Source organism: Idiomarina sp. H2 (assembly GCF_004364275.1).
Classification (GTDB): Bacteria; Pseudomonadota; Gammaproteobacteria; order Enterobacterales; family Alteromonadaceae; genus Idiomarina; species Idiomarina loihiensis.
Genome location: NZ_SNZY01000001.1, coordinates 359,979 through 380,386 on the forward strand (window position 1 = coordinate 359,979; position 20,408 = coordinate 380,386).

The following is a 20,408-nucleotide window of genomic DNA, read 5'->3' on the forward strand; positions in this document are numbered from 1 at the left end:
CCTTATTATTTGGATTCAGTGAACAGTTCGCGGCCAATGAGCATACGGCGAATTTCTGACGTACCAGCGCCAATTTCGTATAGCTTGGCGTCACGTAGCAGGCGTCCTGTGGGGTATTCGTTAATGTAGCCGTTACCGCCCAATAACTGAATAGCGTCCAGTGCTAGCTGAGTGGCTAATTCTGCGGCGTAAAGAATTGCTCCGGCGGCATCTTTACGAGTGGTCTCGCCACGGTCGCAAGATTGAGCCACGGCGTAAACGTAGGCACGCGCCGCATTGGTGCGAGTGTACATATCAGCAACTTTGCCCTGAATTAGCTGGAATTCGCCGATCTCTTTACCGAACTGTTTACGATCATGAATATAAGGTACGCAAGTATCAAGGCAGGCCTGCATAATGCCTAAAGGGCCCGCTGCAAGAACAGCGCGCTCGTAATCAAGGCCACTCATCAACACTTTAACGCCGTCGTTAAGTTCACCCAGAATGTTTTCTTCAGGAATCTCGACATCTTCGAAGACCAGTTCACAGGTATTTGAACCACGCATACCAAGTTTGTCGAGTTTTTGCGCCTGGCTGAATCCTGGTGTGTCTTTTTCAACGATAAAGGCCGTAATGCCCCGTGAGTTCTTCTCGGGTTCGGTTTTCGCGTAAATTACGAAGACATTAGCTTCCGGACCGTTAGTGATCCACATTTTATTGCCGTTCAGAATGTACTTGTCGCCTTTCTTCTCTGCACGTAATTTCATGCTGACTACATCAGAACCGGCATTAGGTTCACTCATAGCTAAAGCGCCAACGTGTTCACCGGTGCACAGTTTCGGTAAGTATTTTTTCTTCTGTTCTTCGTTACCATTACGGTGAATTTGGTTAACACAAAGGTTTGAATGGGCACCATAACTTAAGCCAACCGAGGCAGAAGCGCGGCTAATTTCTTCCATAGCAATAACATGTTCAAGGTAGCCCATGCCGGAACCACCATATTCTTCAGCAACGGTTAAGCCAAGCAGACCCATGTCGCCAAGTTTTTGCCATAAATCGCCGGGAAATTCATTTTTTTCATCAATTTCGGCGGCGCGTGGGGCTATTTCATCACGCGCGAAGGCATTAACCTGTTCACGGATCATATCGGCTGTTTCGCCGAGACCAAAGTTAAAGGTGGTATATTGACTGATCATAACGACTCCTGAGAATGAACTTCTGAAACTGACGACTGAATATTCTCGAGCTCGTCTTGGCAACGTTGCTCCAGACCACTGAGTTCGGTCAGTAACACATTAATATCTTCCATTTGTTGTTTAAGTGAGTGTTTTTTCTCACTGACCAGCTCAAGTACCTTTTCGAGCTGGGCCGCACTGCTATTATCCGCGTCGTAAAGTTCGAACAAACGACGGGTTTCGGCCAGTGAAAAACCGAGTCGTTTGCCGCGTAGAATCAGCTTTAAACGAACCCGGTCTTTGTTGGTATATATGCGCTGTTGCCCCTGGCGTCTGGGGGAAAGCAAGCCTTCGTCCTCATAAAAACGAATGCTGCGGGTGGTAATGTCAAATTCTTTTGCCAGTTCGCCAATACTGTAGGTCACTTTATTGTTCATCGGTACTTGCTTTTTGGTTGTCCTAAGATCTAAGCTTAGAGGAAGTTTACGTTAACGTAAAGTGCATTTGGAGGAAAAATGTCGAGCGATTCTATCGTTATAGTAGCGGCCAATCGTACGCCAATGGGCGGTTTTCAGGGCAGCTTGAGTGAAGTTACTGCTCCCAATTTGGGCGCAACAGCTATAAAAGCAGCGCTGAATAACAGCGGTTTAGCAGCCGATGATATTTCAGAAGTTATCATGGGCAATGTGTTACCTGCCGGTTTAGGTCAGGCACCAGCGCGTCAGGCAATGCTGCATGCGGATCTACCTCGCTCAACGGGCGCGACCACCATTAATAAAGTATGCGGCTCCGGATTGAAAGCTGCAATGATGGCGCACGATTTAATTAAAGCGGGCTCAGCAGACGTGGTGCTGGCCGGTGGCATGGAAAGCATGTCGAATGCACCTTACATGCTGCCAAAAGGCCGCAGCGGCTATCGTATGGGGCACGGACAAGTGCTGGATCATATGATGCTGGACGGTTTGGAAGACGCCTACGAGCATAAAGCTATGGGGTGTTACGCTCAGGACACCGCTGACGAATACGGTCTGGGTCGTGAAGCAATGGATGAATTTGCCATTCATTCACTTACCAAAGCTCAGGCTGCTATTAAAGATGGCTTTTTTAAAGACGAAATCACCCCAGTTACATATTCTACTCGTAAAGGCGACGTCACTGTCGATACTGACGAGCAACCGGGTAAAGCGCGTCTGGACAAAATTCCTCAGTTGCGTGCGGCATTCAAAAAAGACGGCACTATTACTGCGGCTAATTCCAGTTCTATTTCTGATGGCGCCGCAGCACTTATTTTAATGCGTGAGAGCGATGCAAAGGCCAAGGGCCTGCAGCCGCTGGCGCGAGTTATGGGTCATACTACGCATTCTCAGGCGCCGTCTGAATTTACCGTTGCCCCAATTGGTGCAATGAATTCTTTGCTGGGTAAGCTGGACTGGACTAAAGACGACGTCGATTTATGGGAAATTAATGAAGCCTTTGCCATGGTTACCATGCTGGCTATTCAGCAAATGAAATTGGACCCGGCTAAAGTGAATGTGCATGGCGGAGCCTGTGCTTTAGGGCATCCTATTGGCGCAAGTGGTGCGCGGTTATTGGTTACTTTGCTGCATGCACTGAAACAAAAAGGCCAGAAACGGGGTATCACCTCACTGTGTATTGGTGGTGGTGAAGCCGTTGCTCTGGCCGTAGAAATGATCTAAAGCGCTGGTTAGCGGGCGGGTTTAAGTTTGTTAACCCGTCCTGCCAGCCATACGGCAAGAATAATAATAAGAGCGCCAATGCTTAACCGGGTATAGTCGAAAGACTGTTCCCAAAAAATGACATTAACCAAAATGCCCGCGGGAATTAACGCATTGTTCATGGTGGCCAGTTGCCCGGTATTGACTCGTTTACCGGAAAGGTTCCAACCAAGGTAACCAAGCCCGGAGGCAACAATACCGAGCCACAATAAAATGCCCCATTGAAGATTGGTGGTCGGCATTTTGGTTAAGTCGCCAAAGAATAAAACACCAAGGCCGGCGATAACACTGGCGCCAAAGAAAAAGGCGGCAAATTGCTGGCTTTGTTCTAAGGTTTTACCCGTGGGCAAACGTTTATAAGCAACTTGACCGGCGGCAAAGCAGGCATTGGCTGCCTGAATTAAAAAGAAGCCGGTGATGAAGTCATCGGACAAGGGTTGATAGCGAATAATGGCGGCACCGCATACCGATACTGCAGCGGCTATCCACCATAACAGCGGCAGATGCTTGCGGTTAAGTATCAGCTCATCAATTAGCGTTATGTAGAGTGGTGTAAAGATAGTGAACAAAAGCACTTCGGCAACGCTCAAATACAAAAACGCATGATAAAGAAACAAATACATGGCGCCAATTTGTACAGCGCCAATAACGGCCAGTTTAGCTAGTTGAGGCAATTGCCCATTTTGGGGCGACAGATGACGCCAGCGGAATAAGGGCAACACTGTTATCAGTGCTAAAATCATGCGAATAAAGACAACCAGATAACCATCAACCTGGCCCGCAAGGTAAACGCCAATTAGCGAAAAACTGGCGGCCCAAAGTAAAGTAATCAGAATTAAGAGGGTCACGTAAAAGGCTCACTTAACTAAATTTAGCTCATCAATAGATGACAAAATAACACAATAAGAAGGTGAATTATGTCTAAGAAAGTGCCTCTGTATATAGATGGCGAATTTATCGCCTCGAAGTCAGAACAGTGGATTCCTGTCACCAACCCGGCAACTCAGGAAGTTATCGCTCAAGTGCCAGTTGCTACTCAAAGCGAAATGGACGCAGCGGTTGAGAGTGCTCGCGAAGCTTTTAAAACCTGGAAAGAAGTGCCGGTTTCTGAGCGTGCTCGCGTAATGATGCGCTATCAGGCCTTGTTAAAAGAACATCAGGAAGAAATTGCGGAAACGCTGGCACAGGAAACTGGTAAAACTTTTGAAGATGCCAAAGGTGATGTCTGGCGTGGTATTGAAGTGGTTGAACACGCGGCGAATATTCCTTCGTTATTAATGGGCGAGACCGTTGAAAACGTTGCCCGTAAAATTGATTCTTACAGCTACACTCAGCCATTAGGTGTTTGCGCTGGTATTACGCCGTTTAACTTTCCGGCGATGATCCCACTGTGGATGTTCCCGCTGGCCATTGCTTGTGGTAATACCTTCATTCTGAAGCCTTCTGAGCAAGATCCGTTAACGCCAACCCGTTTGGCTGAACTGTTCGAAGAAGCAGGCGCGCCTAAAGGTGTGTTGCAGGTCTTGCATGGTAATAAAGATCAGGTCGATTTTCTGTTAGACCACCCCGACGTTCGTGCCTTGTCTTTTGTAGGCTCAGTGCCGGTTGCTGAATATATTTACCGCCGTGGTACTGAAAATGGTAAGCGTGTACAGGCCTTTGCCGGTGCGAAAAACCATTGCGTTATTATGCCTGACGCCAATAAACAGCAAGTCATCAACAATATGGTTGGCTCTTCTGTCGGTGCGGCGGGTCAACGTTGTATGGCGATTTCTGTCGCAGTATTTGTTGGCGCGGCAAAAGAGTGGATCCCTGAAATAGCGGAAGCTATTGCTAAGGTTCGTCCGGGCGCATGGAATGACGAAGGTGCCGCTTATGGCCCGGTTATTAGTCCACAAGCGAAAGAACGCGTTGAAGCTTTGATTACTCAGGGTGAGAAAGAAGGCGCTAAATTGCTGGTTGATGGTCGTAATTGCAAAGTTGACGGTCTGCCAAATGGTAACTGGGTTGGCCCAACAGTGTTCTCTAACGTAACGCCGGATATGGAAATCTATAAAACAGAAATTTTCGGTCCGGTATTGTGCGCCACAGAAGTGGACAGCCTTGAAGACGCTTTGGAATTGGTTAACAACAACCCTTACGGTAATGGTACTTCTATCTTTACCGCAAGTGGTGCCGCCGCGCGTAAATACCAGCACGAAGTTGAAGTGGGTCAGGTCGGTATCAACATTCCAATTCCGGTACCGCTGCCGTTCTTCTCATTTACTGGCTGGAAGCGTTCATTCTTTGGTGACCTTCACGCTTATGGTAAGCAGGGCGTTCGTTTCTACAGCGAAACTAAGACGGTAACAGCGCGTTGGTTTGAGAGCGACCTTGAAGATCCAGCAGGTCCGAACATGTCAATTAACCTGAGATAATAGGGGATAACGATGAATTTCGAATTGACAGAAGACCAGCAAGCCTTTGTGGATACAGCCAAAGCTTTTGCCGACAAAGAGCTGGCGCCTAATGCGGCTAAGTGGGACGAAGAGCATTATTTCCCCGTTGAAGTGTTCCGTAAAGCTGGTGAAATGGGCTTTATGGGCATGTACACGCCGGAAGAGGCAGGCGGCTTCGGTATGAGCCGTCTGGACTCAGCGCTTATTTTTGAGCAACTGGCAGGTGGTTGTACCGCAACCACGGCCATGATGACCATTCATAACATGGTCACCTGGATGATTGGTTCTTTCGGCCAACAGTCAGTGATTGACCAGTGGGTGCCCGAGTTGGTTACCGGTGAGAAGCTTGGCTCTTACTGCTTGACTGAACCAGGCTCTGGTTCAGACGCTGCCAGCTTGCGTACCAGTGCGAAAAAAGACGGCGACGAGTACGTCTTAAATGGCTCTAAAATGTTCATCTCCGGTGCCGGTGAAACTGACGTTTTAGTGGTTATGGCTCGTACTGGCGAAGACGGACCTAAAGGCATTTCTGCCTTTGCTGTACCGGCGGACGCCAAAGGAGTTATTTACGGTAAAGCCGAAGATAAAATGGGCTGGAACGCCCAGCCAACCCGCTTAGTGACCTTTGAAGACGTTCGCATTCCGGCAGAAAACCTGCTGGGTAAAGAAGGCGAAGGCTTTAAGTTTGCCATGATGGGCTTAGACGGCGGACGCATTAACATTGCGGTGTGTTCTGTGGGTACAGCGCAAGCGGCGTTAAATACTGCCAAAGCTTATATGCAGGAACGTACGCAATTTGGTAAGCCCCTCGCGGCTTTTCAGGCGCTACAGTTTAAGTTAGCCGATATGGCGACTGAGCTGGTTGCAGCCCGTCAAATGGTGCGTCTGGCAGCCAGTAAAGTCGATAACAACGATGCTGATAAAACTACCTATTGTGCTATGGCAAAACAGTTTGCGACCGATGTTGGTTTTAAAGTGTGTAACGACGCACTGCAGCTGCACGGTGGTTATGGCTACATTAAAGAGTATCCGTTAGAGCGCCATGTGCGTGATGTTCGTGTGCACCAGATCCTGGAAGGCACAAACGAAGTTATGCGCATGATTATTGGACGTCGCATTCTGGCTGATAACGATCGCGAAATCTTGTAAGGAGATTCCATGCAAGACGTTGTACTTTTTGAAGAACTGAACGCCGGTGACAAAGTCATCGGCGTTGCTACGTTAAATTCCGAGAAATCATTGAATGCCCTAAGCCTGGCAATGGCTGAAAAGCTGTTACCGCAGCTGAAAAAATGGGCAGAAGATGACAAAGTTGCTTGTGTCTGGTTACAGGGTGCCGGTGAAAAAGCATTCTGTGCCGGTGGTGACATTGTGGCTATGTATAAAGCCATGCAGGCAGAGCCGGGCAAATTAGTGGAAGAAGTCGAAAACTTCTTCACCCAGGAATATCAACTGGACTACTTTATTCAGACCTTCCCTAAACCTCTTATTTGCTGGGGTGACGGCATTGTGATGGGCGGCGGTATGGGGCTAATGAATGGCGCCAGCCACCGTATTGTGACCGAACGTTCGTTACTGGCTATGCCAGAAGTGACTATTGGTTTGTACCCGGATGTTGGTGCGACCTACTTCCTTAATCGCATGCCACGAGGTTGCGGTTTGTTCTTAGGTATTACCGGCGCAACGATGAATGCGAACGATGCACTGTATCTGAACCTGGCCGATCACTTTGTTGGGCATGAGAGCAAAGAAAGCATTCTGAATAAGCTGAAAGAAGTTCAATGGGGCAATACCGAGGCTCTGAACAAACAAAAAGTGACGGACTTACTGAGTGACGTGGCAAGTAGTGACCCAACGGCATTACCCACGCCTCAGGTAGAACCGCATCAGAAGCTAATAACAGAGCTGACAACGGGCAATGATATCGGTGAAATTGTTGAACGTATTGTCAATGACGAAACTGATGATAAATGGCTGGCGCGGGCGCGTAAGAACCTGGCCAATGGTTGTCCGTTTACATCGCACCTGGTCTGGAACCAGTTGCAGCAAGGCTCTGACTTGTCTTTGGCTGACTGTTTCCGTTTAGAGCTAACCTTGTCCTGTAACTGTGCAGTTCGTGGTGACTTTGCGGAAGGTATTCGGGCACTGCTGATTGATAAAGATAAGAATCCACAATGGCAGCATAGCTCGGTAGCCGAAGTACCAGCGGAAGAGATTGATGCATTCTTTTTACCGCCCTGGGGCGAGCGAACGCATCCATTAGCCGATCTTGATAAATAAAACGAATTAACAAGAAGGAGTGCCTTTATGGCAACCGTAGGATTTATTGGACTGGGTAACATGGGTGGCCCAATGGCCAGCAATCTGGCAAAAGCCGGCCACAAGGTTAAGGCTTTTGACTTATCGGAAGAAGCACTTAAAGCGATAGTTGCTGACGGTGCACAGGCTGCGAAAACAGCAGCTGAAGCCATCGACGGAGCTGAATTTGTGGTGTCTATGCTGCCTGCAGACCGTCACGTAAAAGGCGTTTACCTTGGTGACGACGGCCTAATCAACAAGCTGAATAAAGATCAGCTCGTTATTGATTGCAGTACCATTTCTTCTGAAACCGCTATGTATGTGGGTGAACAGTTAGAGAAAGCTGGTATTGCCTTTATCGACGCTCCTGTTTCTGGCGGTGTTGGTGGCGCGAAAGCGGGTACCTTAACCTTTATTTGCGGTGGTACAGAAACTAACGTTGACCGGGCTCGTAGCGTGCTTAACGACATGGGCAAAAATGTTTTCCGCGCCGGTGATGTCGGTGCCGGACAGATTGCAAAAATCTGTAATAACATGTTGTTGTCAGTATTAATGGTGGGTACTTCTGAAGCTCTGCAATTAGGTAAGGCTAACGGGTTGGACCCGAAAGTTTTATCGGAAATTATGCTGGCAAGCTCGGGTAGTAATTGGACATTACAGGTATATAATCCATGCCCAGGGGTAATGGACAACGTGCCTTCAAGTAACGACTACCAAGGCGGCTTTCTGGTTGACTTAATGGCTAAAGATTTAGGTCTGGCGCAACAAACCGCATTAGAAAGCGGTGCCGCAACGCCTATGGGATCACTGACTCGCAACCTTTACCACAGCTGGTCTGAGCAAGGCCATGGTCGCCAGGACTTTTCCAGTATTTTTAATTATGTGGCACCTAAGTCACAGAAGTAACCTAAGAATTGGGGAAACACATGCAAATTAAAGACAGTGTCATTGTTATTACCGGTGGTGCTCAGGGGCTGGGCCTTGCGATGGCTGAAGATTTCGCCAGACAAGGTGCCAAACTTGCGCTTATTGATATTAACGGCGACGTATTAGGTGAAGCTCAGGAGCAATGCGAAAAGCTGGGCGCAGCCAAAGTGGTTGGTTATGAAGTTGATATCACCGACGAAGAGTCGGTAGAAACCGTATTTGAGCAAATTCAGCAAGAGTTTGATGGCATTGATGTGCTGGTGAACAACGCAGGCCTATTGCGTGACGGCTTGCTGATCAAATTCAAAGACGGCGAACTGAAACAGAAAATGCCTTTACAACAGTTCCAGTCGGTACTGGATGTGAATCTCACCGGTACCTTCTTATGCGGCCGTGAAGCCGCGGCACAGATGGTAAAAGCCGGTAAGAAAGGCGTTATCATCAATATTTCCAGCGTAGCGCGTGCTGGCAACATGGGACAGACAAACTATTCCGCAACCAAAGCTGGTGTGGTTGCCATGACAGTCACCTGGGCTCGTGAATTGGGTCGTTACGGCATTCGCTGCGGTGCCATTGCGCCGGGCTTTATTGAAACTCCAATGACGGCACAGATGAAACCTGAAGCGGTTGATCGCGCGTTGTCTATGGTTCCGCTAAAACGCTGGGGCCAGCCCAATGAAATTGCCCACAGTGCGCGCTACATTATTGAAAATGACTTCTTCAGCGGCCGTGTGGTCGAAATTGACGGCGGCGTTCGGTTGTAAGTCACATTAGATAAAGTAATGATAAATAGCCGAACAAAGGGCGTCTCTGTTATAGTGGTGGTTATCTACTAAACAGAGACGCTTTTTAGTTAATAGCATGCGGAAATTACCTCCCTTAAACGCGCTTAAATCATTTGAAGTGGCAGCGCGTCACCTCAGTTTTACCAAAGCAGCCGAAGAGTTGTTTGTGACCCAGGCGGCCGTCAGTCATCAGGTAAAAGCGTTAGAAGACTTCCTTGAACTTAAGCTTTTTATCCGGCGTAACCGCTCGCTGTTGCTGACCGAAGAAGGGCAGGAATACTACTTAGAATTACGGGATATTTTTGAGCAACTGGCGCAGGCTACCGATAAACTTCGGCTAGTATCTGAGCGTGGGGCTTTGACTGTGTCGGTTCCGCCCAGTTTCGCTATTTTATGGTTTGTTCCCCGGCTCAGTAGTTTTCGCGAAGAACACCCGGATATGGATATACGAATTAAAGCCGTGGATGAAATTAGTGGTTCGTTAACCGACGACGTGGACGTTGCTATTTATTATGGCGACGGGCGTTGGCCCGGGGTAAAAGCATACCAATTGCATGAAGAATACTTATGGCCGGTTTGTTCGCCGTTGTTACTGAACAAAGCGAATATCAAAGAGCCGATAGATTTATTCAAACAAACGCTGCTGCATGATGAAACCCGAAATGCCTGGAAGGACTGGTTTCAGTTGGTAGGGTTGCCCCAATATAAAGGCGATAACGGACCGGTATTCAGCCATTCCAGTTTGGCTTTGCAGGCGGCGGTTCACGGACAGGGCATTGCATTAGCGAATAATGTGCTGGTTAAATCCGAAATTGACAGCGGACACCTGGTTCGTATTTTTCCTCAGGCTTTGCAGCGGAATAAAGCCTTTTATCTGGTTTGTCGTGACAATCAGGCGGAGATAGGTAAAATCGCGACCTTCCGTCAGTGGTTGCTAAACTTGGTTCAAAAAGAAGAGCAAGAGTTTAACCAATAATGCGTTATCAACAACAGAACCCGGAAGGAGCCTTCCGCATCGTGTTTTTGCACGGTTCAGGAGGCGGTCCCGACACAGCTTTTATGGATTTCTTTGCGGAGCAGGGCATAGCGCTTGGCGCAGAGCTTGTCCGTCCGGACTTTCCGTATTGGGAAAAGGTTCGAGAAACCGGTAAGCCACGGCCGCCGAATAAAATGCAGGCATTGGTTGATGCGACTGATGAACTGCTGATCGAATTACAGCAAGATAATAAGCCGTTAGTTTTGATGGGTAAGTCATTAGGAAGCCGGGTGATGTTGCGTTTAGCCGATAAATACGGCGCGAAAGCAGTAATTGCTTTGGGCTTTCCGTTCCATCCGCCGCAAAAACCAGAGAAGTCACGTCATGAAGAATTAGAAATGACGCAGGCGCCCGGTCTTGTTTTGCAGGGAACACGGGACCCGTTCAGTAAACCGCTTTTAAAAAGAGCGGAGCAGGGGCAAAGCGTGGAGTTGCCGCATAACTGGCAGTTGCAGTGGCTAGAGGGGGCCGATCACGGTTTTGCCGCCACAAAAGCTAAAGCGGAGAATACGCCTAAGCTTTGGCAACAGGCCGCAGATGCCATTAAGGAGTTTATTCAATGAGTCAAATATTTTTAATTGTGGCCGCCATTTTAGGCGGTACCGGCGTTATGTTGGGCGCTTTTGCTTCGCACGGTTTAAAATCGAAATTAAGCGAGAGTTTGCTGAGCGCTTTTGAGACCGGAGTCACTTATCAATTTTATCACGCGTTGGCACTGTTTGCTTTAGCGCTTTGGTTAAAGCAGTCACAGTCGGTCTGGTTTGTTGCCAGTGGTTATTTGTGGCTGGCTGGCGTGGTTTTATTTTCCGGCAGTTTGTATGCCTTAGCACTTACCGGTGTTAAATGGTTTGGGCCTATAACGCCTATTGGCGGGTTATTATTTATTGCTGGCTGGGTCAGTTTATTAGTTGGCGCAATAAAGTTAGGAGCAGGTAGTTAATGAGTGAGATTGTTAACGGCAGAGGTAGTGGCATTGTATTGCTGTGTCGTGCTGGGTTCGAAGGTGATTGCGCGGCCGAAATTCAGGATAAAACCGCGGAACTGGGTGTTTATGGTTATTGCCAGACACAACCCGAGCAAGCTTACGTTACCTATCATTGTCAGCACGAAGAAGCAGAGCATATTGCCCGTAAACTGACGCTGAAAGACCTGGTCTTTGCGCGCGAAATGTTTGCCTTACTGGGGCCTGTTAAAGTGGCTGGTATTGAAGACCGTGCCAGCGAAGTCATAAAGGTATTAAAACCTCACCAGGAAACCTTCGGTTTAGCCGGTGAGTTACGGGTGGGAACTCCAGATACTAATGAAGCTAATCAGCTATCCAAATTCTGCCGTAAGTTTAGCGTGCCGCTGCGTCAGGCGTTGCGTAAAGAAGAGCTTTTAAGTAATAAACCGCTAGCTAAACGACCGATGCTGCATGTGTTATTCGTCAACCCGGCGCATGCCTTGGTGGGCTATTCATACAGCTATAACCAAACCTTACACAACGGTGGTATTGTGCGTTTGCGTATGCCAAAAGAGGCACCAAGCCGTTCAACGTTAAAACTGGATGAAGCCTTTCAGGTATTTGTACCTGAAAACGAACATGAAAAACGTGTTCACTCGGGCATGAAGGCGGTAGATCTTGGTGCAGCGCCGGGAGGCTGGACTTATCAGCTGGTTCGCCGCGGTATGATGGTGCAAGCGGTTGATAACGGCCCGATGGCTGAGTCCTTAATGGAAACCGGGCAGGTTAAGCACATTCAGGAAGACGGCTTTAAATTTCGTCCGAAACGCAAAAATGTTACCTGGCTGGTGTGCGATATGGTTGAAAAACCCGCACGTGTCGGCGAGCTGATGACCAGTTGGTTACTCGAAGGTGACTGTGAAGAAGCCATCTTTAACCTTAAGTTACCAATGCGTCAGCGCTATGCCGCAGTTAAAGGCTACCTGGATCAGATTAAAGAACAACTACAAACCGAGGGGACTAAGCCGTTTGAAATTCAGGCCAAGCACCTTTACCACGACCGTGAAGAAATTACCGTACACTTGCGCTGGCTGCCCCGCAGCTAGCTTTAATGGCATAGCCTGAGTTCATTCATGGCTATGCCTTTCGCCTTAAAGACGCTCAATAACTGCCTGAGTAAAATCAGTGGTACCGTGCGAACCGCCTAAATCACGAGTGGTACGGTCACCACTGGAAATCACGTCTTCTAGTGCTTTGGTGATTTTTTCGGCTTGCTCTTGCATGCCCAAGTATTCCAGCATCTGAATTGACGCTAAGATAACTGAGGTTGGGTTTGCCAGGTTTTTACCGGCAATATCCGGGGCTGAGCCGTGTACAGCTTCGAAAATGGCGCAGTCTTTACCAATGTTAGCGCCGGGTGCCATACCTAAGCCGCCGACCAAACCTGCGCACAGGTCTGACAGAATATCGCCAAACAGGTTGGTGGTAACAATAACGTCAAACTCTTCAGGGTTCATAACTAAGCGCATGCAGGCCGCATCAACAATCATTTCTGTTGATTCAATGTCCGGATACTCTTCCGCAATTTCACGCGCTACTTTTAAGAATAGACCAGAAGTGGACTTCAGAATATTGGCTTTATGCACTGCGGTGACTTTCTTACGGCCTTCGCGACGTGCGGTTTCATAGGCGAAACGGACAATCCGCTCAGCGCCTTCACGGGTAATTTTGCTGACTGCTTCTGCTTCATTACCATCTTCAGACACTTTTTGGCCTAAGCCGGAATACATACCTTCGGTATTTTCACGAATGGTAATAATATCAATGTTTTCGTAGCGCGCTTGGGTGCCGGTAAAAGACAAAACAGGGCGTACGTTAGCATATAGCGAAAAGTGTTTACGCAGGCTGACATTAATAGAGGTGAAGCCTTCGCCAACCGGAGTAGTCAGTGGACCTTTTAATGTAACACCGTTACGTTCAATCGCATCAAGAGTATTTTGAGGTAATAACTCTCCGGTTTTTTCCAAAGCAGTCAGACCAGCGTCGACGTATTCATATTCAAAGTCACAACCTGCTTTATCAAGAATGGCTGTTGCAGACTCGACAATATCCGGGCCGATGCCGTCACCTGGAATAACTGTGATAGTTCTACTCATGAATTGATTCCTTTAAACCGTGTTACAACAAAAACAGGAACGGTAATTCTACCATTGCCGCGCTAATACTGACTAGCAAAGCATTATTCAGCCAGTGAATGTAGGTTATAACGGTGAGTAACAGTGACTTTCAAAAGCCGATTTAGCTTTAATTCGGGTCAGTTGCTCACTGTTTATTTGCAGTTGCTGACAATAAGACTTTAGCATCGATTTTACTGAACTGCTTAACGACACTTCTGGATAATAAGTGCTTAGCGTTAAATAGTGGGCTAAGAAAAATAGTGCACTTAATTTGCTGGTCTCGGCTTTATCAGGGTTTAATAAATTTTCGGTAGCCGGAGGCAATTGCCAGCGCTTAACTAATTGTCGACTGCGGCGAAAGTCACTGATATCCAGTGCAGAGCCAACCCAACTTGTGCTATAGCAGTGTTCTATTTCTCGCGGACGGGGCCACTTCGCTGATTTAATCAGCTCTGGGTGACGAAAAAGATCAGAGCCTGAGAGTAGGGCAAGTAGCGGAGCCGGGGTTGGCAGGCTAACGCCGGTTTCCGCCGATAAGTGCTGTAGCGTTGTGGTCAGTAAGCCGAGCTTTTGCATCAATGCGTTATGCAGAGGAATTGTATTTAATGAAAATTGGTGTTGTAAAAAAGCGGTCGCAAGAATAACTGAAGCTCGTTTAGAGCCTAGCCATAAATAAGACTGTTTCAAGTCCATACGGCTGGCTTCGCTGTAGCCAATGCGTTCGCTCTGATGCACGGCGGCATGAAGACTGCTGGCTAAAAAAGGCAATTGGTTAATTTGCTGAATTACTGCGTTTAAGGCGCCACTGGCATTGGCGTAACGGTTTATTGCCCGTAACAGTTGTCTGGGCGTTTGTTGTGTTGTGCTTGTTTGCTCTTGTTTTAGCAACCGATGCTGAGCCAGTGCGCTCATTTGTTCCTGTGTCAGAGGCTTGTCGTTAACTTGCCAATTTTGTGTTTCGTCCGGGCTGACATAAAACGGGCTATCCAGTTTATGTAATAGAGCCAGAACTTGGTGCTTTCCTTCATAACCTAAAAGTACCGCGGTCTGCTGGTTTTTGTGATGTGAAAACTTTTGACCCGTGAGTCTTACAGGAAGCGTATCCTGCTTATTTAACAGCGCCCAGAAGCGGTAGCGGAATTCGCCATTCAATAAGGGAAAAAATGTCTGTGTGGGCTTACTACGTTGGAGCTGAACCTGAGTTAAGGCGTTAACCCAGTAGCGAAAAAAGAGAATATCAGCGGATTTTAGTGTTAAAGACTCTAAAGCAGACAGCCACAGCGGCTGTCTTAAATGAAGTTGCTTCCAGTAGTTGGGGTCTGGGTTGAGTTTCTCACTGACGCAAGCGGCGGCCAGAATTCGGCGATAATGTGAGTGCAAAGACCATTGGTAACCGCAATGCAGCGCGTTTACACAAACCGCGAGTAACTCACTTATTAGCTGATTATTGTCCTGAGCATGTTGCTGAGCGTAAAGGGGAAGCAGTTCAGGCCAGCGGTTTTGTTGATACTCTTCATCAATAAACTGAACCAGACGATAAAGCTGACGAACGTCGTGTTGTTTCAGTAAACTTGCCGCTTTTTCACAACACTCGGTCAGTTCTCTCATTCTCGCCTCTGATAATTCTGATAGTCACGATAAGAGTCGTTACCCCAGGCGATAAGCTTATTATCGCGAAAAACCAAAGGGGTACATTCATCTTTAGTCGTGATTCCGTCAGAAGTCACGTGATGAGTTCGATAAAACAGAACTTGCATGTCACCTTCAGATGACGCTTTCGCTTCAGTTATGTCTGGTGAGCCTAAAACTCGAATAACACTGTCTTTTGACATACCCAGATCAAATTGACCAATTTGTCTGGCGTTGTAGGTCTCTCGTTCCTGCCACTGTAAATCAGCAGGATCAGCCTGATAAAGCATCAGCACTGCTCCTACTATAGCTAGATAAGAAACAGCGCCAATGGCGAGTATGACAAAGACTTTATTTTTCATAAATCCTTCAGTCAGTAACAACCTTATAACAAGGATGATACACCGAACCTGGTAATTTCATACGCCCTTGTTCGACGAATGCTCTTAACAATACGTCCAGTCGTTTCATTAACTCTTTTTCACCGTGAATGGTAAATACGCCTTTTTCTCTAATTTGGCGAATGCCACCATCTTTCACATTGCCGGCAACAATAGCTGAGAATGCGCGGCGTAAGTCCGCTGCTAACTCTTCTTTAGGCTGTTCCGGGTGCAGGTTCAGTGACGCCACATTTTCGTGAGTCGGGTAGAACGGGCGTTGGAAGTTTTCATCAATAAACAAGGTCCAGTTAAAGTAGTAAGCGTCACCAGAATCACGGCGGTATTGTTTTACGGCTGCCATGCCTGCGTGCATGTGCTGCGCAACACCTGATGGATCAGCAATAATAATACGGTAAAAGCCGCGAGCCTCTTCACCCAGAGTTTCGACAATAAAGGTATCCAGCGCATCAAAGTAATCTTTAGACGCTTCAGGGCCCGTCAATATAACTGGTAAGCTTTGTTGTTGGTTTTTCGGGTGCATCAGTATGCCAAGAAGATACAGCAGTTCTTCAGCCGTACCCGCGCCACCTGGGAAAATAACGATGCCGTGCGCACAGCGAACAAAAGCTTCCAGACGTTTTTCAATATCGGGCAAAATAACCAGTTCGTTAACGATAGGATTAGGTGGCTCGGCAGCGATAATGCCAGGCTCAGTAAGGCCCAGGTAACGACCACCACTAATACGCTGTTTAGCATGACCAATGGTCGCGCCTTTCATAGGGCCTTTCATGGCTCCCGGACCACACCCGGTACAGATATTTAAGCCACGCAAACCCAACTGATAACCCACTTCTTTAGTGTATTTATACTCAGCTTCGTTAATCGAGTGACCACCCCAGCAAACAACCATATCGGGCTCTTGCATGGCCTGAATAGTACGGGCGTTGCGTAAAATATCGAACACCACGTGGGTTAGGGTAGCGCTGTCGGCGTCTTTCAGTTCCTCTTCTGAGTAGCGCTCTCCGGTAAAGAGAATATCGCGCAATACAGATTCCAGTAACTCACGAATACCGACAATGAGTTCGCCATCAACAAAAGCTTCCGCCGGCGGTTCAATCAACTCAATTTTAATACCGCGCTCTTTGCGGATAATATTAACGGCGAAATCTTTATACTTATCGTAAATTTCAGCGCTGCTGTCGGTATTACTTCCGGCATTTAGAACCGCGAGACAGCAGTTGCGAAATAATTTATAAAGTTGGCTGTTTGAGGATTGCTTTAAACGTTCTATTTCCAGTTGTGACAAAAGAGACATAGTGCCTCTTGGAGAAATGCTTGCTCTCATTATTTTTCCATACTCCTGTAATAACGATGACTCGGCGTCATCCTTGTGCCGGCGGTGATCCTCAGCGTTGGTTTCTATTTTGCTGTGATGACTTTGTTGCGCCCGCTATTTTTTGCTTCATAGAGCGCCTTATCGGCTCTTTCAAAAACCGCCAGCGGTGTATCTTCATTGTATTTAAATTCGGCTATTCCCGCGGAAATAGTAATGCGTATATCGTCGGTTTTAAATTTAAACGGGATATTAGCCACTTTCTCCCGCGTATTCTCGATATGTTGATAGGCATTTTGTCCATCAGAACAGAATATGATAGCAAACTCTTCGCCACCATAGCGACAAACAAAAGCTGATTCTCGTAACGATTTGCTAAGAGTACCTGCGATAACTTGTAAGGTCTTGTCGCCGGCAATGTGGCCGAAGCTATCATTAATATTCTTAAAATGATCAACATCGATAATGGCTATACTCAGCGGGGTTTCATCGTTGACCCAACGCTGGAATTCCAGGTTTAAGCGCTCATCAAAAGCAGAGCGGTTAGGCAGCTTGGTCAGGTTGTCCTGTAAGCTGCGGAACTTTTGTTTAGCCAGCTCCTGCTTGTAATGTAAAACCTGCTCTTCGGTTTCACGGAGTTTCTGCTCCATGGCCTGTGTGTTGCTATGGAAACTTTGACGTTCTTCGTCATGCAACTTTAGGTGCTGATTTAAAGTTTCACCTAAACGGTGTAGCTGCAAACCTACCGATTCTTTTAAATCGTTCAGTTCATACGCGTCAGTGACACAAGCTTTTATCTCGGAGACGCCACTTTTTAGTTGTTGGTTCAGGTGCAGTCGCTGGTCGGCAAAGTCCGCAGAATGACTTATGGTTTTACCTAATACACTCTGAACAGACTCTAAAGAAGCATTTAATTGTTGCAGAAATAGTTGTGCTGAGCGGCGTTCATCGTTGATGTTGTTAAACACCAGCCGCATAACCTTCAAGGTTATAGCTAACAAGGTTTCGTTAGTTTGCGGCTTTTGTAAAGCTACTTTTACTTGCTGCAAGGTGTCAGCAGCATTTCCCAGAAACTCGACTTCGCTGAGTAAATCAAGCAATTGACTTTGATATTGAGCTACTTGGGTTTCTGTCTGAGTACCTTGCTGCTGGTAGGAAAGTGCCAGTAATTGGTTTACTAATGGCAAATAATGAGAAACCGCCATTGTTGGTTGCTCGAATTCATTTGCTATTTTTTGCAGCTGGCTTCTGCCACTGCTATCACGTGGCTTAATAGACTGTAATGCCAGTTGGATACTTTCGTTGGTTTCTTTCAGCAGAGTTTGCATGCGAACAGTATGCTGAGAAATCACCTCACCCACCTGTTGCATCATGGGCTCTAGAACCGCAGCGGACGCATTTTGCTGCAGGTGACCGCGTAATTTATGCAGTAAACCGTCTAACTCACTATCAACACCATTTAATGCCAGACAAAGGTCGTTCACAAAGTTAGAGTAACGTTGTGAATCGCGCAGATAATCGTCTTCTATCTGCTTACGCGACTGGATGCTTTGTCGCAGCTTCTTGCTAAGGTGCTGAACCTGCTCTTGCGGTGTTTCCGGTATTGCCAATGCTCACCTACCAAATGTTGAAGTCAATACGCATAATACGAAAAATAATCCCATAAAGTCTAACCTATCTGAATTTATTTTCTATTGGTGAATTGTGGTAGTCTTTGAACAAGTTAACTAACAAATAAAGCGAAACTAACGGAGATAAACTGTGCGCAAGAGCTTATTAGCTGTTGGTGTTATGTTGGCACCTTCCATTGTATTGGCAAATACCGATTATAAAATTGATTTAACGCAACCTGAGCACCACAAAGGCGAAGTATCTATAACCTTCCCGGCCAGTGACGCTAAGTTTCTGGATGTAAAAATGCCAGCCTGGAGAACAGGTTATTATCGCATTTTGAATCTCGCTAATGGCGTTCGTGACTTTGATGCTCAGAGCAACGGGGAAGAACTTCGCTGGGAAAAGGTCGATAAAAGCACCTGGCGCGTATACTTACCTGAAGACAGCGGTGAAGTAACCGTTGACTACGAAATTTACGCCAATCAACTTGGGCGTCGCAGTCGTCATATCGATGATACTCATGCCTACTTAGATGCCTCTGCTGTATTTATGTATGCAGACGCCTGGCGTGATGAGCCGGTGTCCGTTTCTCTGGATGTTCCGGGCGAGTGGAAGAGTTACTCCGGTATGGAGAGAGAAGGCGAGCACCAGTTCTCGGCCGCAAACTGGGATGTCTTAGTTGACTCGCCGATAGAAACGGGCATTAACAAACACTATGAATTCACTCAGGATAATCGCGATTATGAAGTCGTATTCTGGGGAGAGGGTAACTACGACGCTGAAAAAACGGTCGAAGACTTACACAAGCTGGTGGCTACCGGTGATTCGATTTGGAGCAGTTACCCATTTGAGCGTTATGTTTTCATGATCCACGCGACAACCGGCGCGGGTGGTGCGACTGAGCACAAAAACTCGACGATTATCCAGCGCCCCAGATACAGCTTTGCCAGTCGCGATGATTACCTGTCGTTTATGTCCACAGCGTCACACGAGTTTGTGCATACCTGGAACGTGAAAGCTTATCGTCCCGACGGGCTGGTTCCATACGATTATCAAGAGGAAAACTACACTGATTTATTCTGGATTGCGGAAGGTTCAACCAGCTACTTCCAGAACCATTTGTTATTACAGGCGGGCATTATGGAACCGTCTGAATATTTTGAACGAGTAGCAACTAGTATTGACCGTTATCGATCAAAACCAGGCCGGGAGGTTATGTCAGTGGCTGAGGCCTCTTTTGAGGCGTGGATTGATCAATATGGAGACCGTGCGCACAACGATTCTGTGAATATTTATTCGGAAGGTGCTTTGGTTTCCTGGCTGCTGGACAGCGAATTGTTGAAAACAACTGATGGGGAAGTTAGCTATCGCGACGTGCATAATGAATTGTATCAGCGCTTCGATGCCGAAGAGCAGGGCTTCACCTCAGCCGACGTGCTAACTATTTTGAAAGATTTAACGGGTGAGTCCTGGCAGGACTGGTGGCAAGAAAATGTTGAGAGTCCGGCCGCAGATATTCCGTTTGAGAGTATGCTCGAGCAGGTGGGTTTAGAGCTGGTTTATGATCAGGACAAGGATGAAGACGAGGGCGAACCCGAAGCTGAGAAAGTCTGGGCTGGCTGGAGTGCCAGTGAAGCCAGCGGAGGAATGGAATTGACCCGGGTTAGTAAGGGCAGCCCCGCCTGGGAAGCGGGCTTTACGCCGGGCGACGTCATTGTTGCTTACGACGGACACACCGTAGTTGATGGTCGCTTTAAAGAAGCTTTTGCTGAATATAAAGCGGGTGATTCAATTGAAGTGACATTCTTCCGTCGCGACCAGTTGCACAAGAAAACCTTAACGGTGCAACCAATCCCTGCAACCGATGCGAAAATTGAACCATTAGACGAGCCTACGGCTGAACAGAAAGCTCGTTTTCTGCAATGGTTACAAATTCCGCACCCTAACGCTTAAAACCC

The 20,408-nt window shown here is 47.3% G+C and carries 19 protein-coding genes; 11 read left to right on the forward strand and 8 right to left on the reverse strand.

Going from position 1 to position 20,408, the window contains the following annotated elements; all coding sequences use genetic code 11:
* Positions 1–5: 5 nt before the first annotated feature.
* Both DET62_RS01805 and DET62_RS01810 read right to left on the reverse strand, forming a co-directional pair.
* Positions 6–1,175, reverse strand: coding sequence for an isovaleryl-CoA dehydrogenase (locus DET62_RS01805; protein WP_110012553.1), 1,170 nt, complete (start codon positions 1,173–1,175; stop codon positions 6–8).
* A complete protein-coding gene (locus tag DET62_RS01810) occupies positions 1,172–1,591 on the reverse strand; it encodes a MerR family DNA-binding transcriptional regulator (RefSeq protein WP_011234124.1) in 420 nt (139 codons plus the stop codon). The genes DET62_RS01805 and DET62_RS01810 overlap by 4 nt, the downstream gene beginning before the upstream one ends.
* Before the next feature lie 78 nt (positions 1,592–1,669).
* On the opposite strand from DET62_RS01810, the gene DET62_RS01815 reads away from it, so the two are divergent.
* Positions 1,670–2,851, forward strand: a complete 1,182-nt coding sequence (locus DET62_RS01815) for an acetyl-CoA C-acyltransferase (RefSeq protein WP_110012552.1) — start codon at positions 1,670–1,672, stop codon at positions 2,849–2,851.
* An 8-nt stretch (positions 2,852–2,859) separates the two neighbouring features.
* Here DET62_RS01815 and DET62_RS01820 read toward each other — a convergent pair whose 3' ends face one another.
* Entirely contained in the window at positions 2,860–3,738 is an 879-nt protein-coding gene (locus DET62_RS01820; protein WP_110012551.1) for an EamA family transporter, read from the reverse strand.
* 69 nt (positions 3,739–3,807) lie between these two features.
* On the opposite strand from DET62_RS01820, the gene DET62_RS01825 reads away from it, so the two are divergent.
* The 9 genes from DET62_RS01825 to rlmM all read left to right on the forward strand — a co-directional run bounded on the left by DET62_RS01825 (position 3,808) and on the right by rlmM (position 12,423).
* Entirely contained in the window at positions 3,808–5,307 is a 1,500-nt protein-coding gene (locus DET62_RS01825; protein WP_110012550.1) for a CoA-acylating methylmalonate-semialdehyde dehydrogenase, read from the forward strand.
* A 12-nt stretch (positions 5,308–5,319) separates the two neighbouring features.
* Complete coding sequence (locus DET62_RS01830) at positions 5,320–6,477, forward strand: acyl-CoA dehydrogenase family protein (protein ID WP_110012549.1); 1,158 nt, start codon at positions 5,320–5,322, stop codon at positions 6,475–6,477.
* A gap of 9 nt (positions 6,478–6,486) precedes the next feature.
* Positions 6,487–7,608: an enoyl-CoA hydratase/isomerase family protein gene (locus tag DET62_RS01835; protein WP_110012548.1), complete on the forward strand. Its 1,122-nt coding sequence runs from the start codon at positions 6,487–6,489 to the stop codon at positions 7,606–7,608.
* A 27-nt stretch (positions 7,609–7,635) separates the two neighbouring features.
* On the forward strand, positions 7,636–8,532 hold the full coding sequence (gene mmsB, locus DET62_RS01840) for a 3-hydroxyisobutyrate dehydrogenase (protein WP_011234118.1): 897 nt from the start codon (positions 7,636–7,638) through the stop codon (positions 8,530–8,532).
* Positions 8,533–8,552: 20 nt separating this feature from the next.
* Positions 8,553–9,317, forward strand: a complete 765-nt coding sequence (locus tag DET62_RS01845) for an SDR family oxidoreductase (protein WP_011234117.1) — start codon at positions 8,553–8,555, stop codon at positions 9,315–9,317.
* Positions 9,318–9,414: 97 nt separating this feature from the next.
* Entirely contained in the window at positions 9,415–10,314 is a 900-nt protein-coding gene (locus DET62_RS01850; protein ID WP_011234116.1) for a transcriptional regulator GcvA, read from the forward strand.
* A complete protein-coding gene (locus tag DET62_RS01855) occupies positions 10,314–10,937 on the forward strand; it encodes an alpha/beta fold hydrolase (protein ID WP_110012547.1) in 624 nt (207 codons plus the stop codon). The genes DET62_RS01850 and DET62_RS01855 overlap by 1 nt, the downstream gene beginning before the upstream one ends.
* Positions 10,934–11,314 carry a DUF423 domain-containing protein gene (locus DET62_RS01860; RefSeq protein WP_110012546.1) on the forward strand — a complete coding sequence of 127 codons (381 nt, stop codon included), beginning with the start codon at positions 10,934–10,936 and terminating at the stop codon, positions 11,312–11,314. The genes DET62_RS01855 and DET62_RS01860 overlap by 4 nt, the downstream gene beginning before the upstream one ends.
* The gene (gene rlmM / locus DET62_RS01865; RefSeq protein ID WP_110012545.1) at positions 11,314–12,423 is read left to right on the forward strand and encodes a 23S rRNA (cytidine(2498)-2'-O)-methyltransferase RlmM; all 1,110 of its coding nucleotides are present in this window, start codon (positions 11,314–11,316) and stop codon (positions 12,421–12,423) included. The genes DET62_RS01860 and rlmM overlap by 1 nt, the downstream gene beginning before the upstream one ends.
* A gap of 45 nt (positions 12,424–12,468) precedes the next feature.
* Here the strand turns inward: rlmM and DET62_RS01870 are convergent, their stop codons facing one another.
* The 5 genes from DET62_RS01870 to DET62_RS01890 all read right to left on the reverse strand — a co-directional run bounded on the left by DET62_RS01870 (position 12,469) and on the right by DET62_RS01890 (position 18,446).
* Complete coding sequence (locus tag DET62_RS01870) at positions 12,469–13,473, reverse strand: isocitrate dehydrogenase (RefSeq protein ID WP_011234112.1); 1,005 nt, start codon at positions 13,471–13,473, stop codon at positions 12,469–12,471.
* A gap of 105 nt (positions 13,474–13,578) precedes the next feature.
* On the reverse strand, positions 13,579–15,102 hold the full coding sequence (locus DET62_RS01875; RefSeq protein WP_110012544.1) for a hypothetical protein: 1,524 nt from the start codon (positions 15,100–15,102) through the stop codon (positions 13,579–13,581).
* Positions 15,099–15,485 carry a DUF3192 domain-containing protein gene (locus tag DET62_RS01880; RefSeq protein ID WP_011234110.1) on the reverse strand — a complete coding sequence of 129 codons (387 nt, stop codon included), beginning with the start codon at positions 15,483–15,485 and terminating at the stop codon, positions 15,099–15,101. Before DET62_RS01880 ends, DET62_RS01875 begins: the two co-directional genes overlap by 4 nt.
* 7 nt (positions 15,486–15,492) lie before the next feature.
* Complete coding sequence (ppnN, locus tag DET62_RS01885) at positions 15,493–16,848, reverse strand: nucleotide 5'-monophosphate nucleosidase PpnN (protein WP_034820396.1); 1,356 nt, start codon at positions 16,846–16,848, stop codon at positions 15,493–15,495.
* 74 nt (positions 16,849–16,922) lie between these two features.
* Positions 16,923–18,446 (reverse strand): GGDEF domain-containing protein, encoded by a 1,524-nt coding sequence (locus DET62_RS01890; protein WP_110012543.1) that lies wholly within the window; start codon positions 18,444–18,446, stop codon positions 16,923–16,925.
* 151 nt (positions 18,447–18,597) lie between these two features.
* On the opposite strand from DET62_RS01890, the gene DET62_RS01895 reads away from it, so the two are divergent.
* Positions 18,598–20,403 carry a PDZ domain-containing protein gene (locus tag DET62_RS01895; protein ID WP_110012542.1) on the forward strand — a complete coding sequence of 602 codons (1,806 nt, stop codon included), beginning with the start codon at positions 18,598–18,600 and terminating at the stop codon, positions 20,401–20,403.
* The last annotated feature ends 5 nt before the right edge of the window (positions 20,404–20,408 follow it).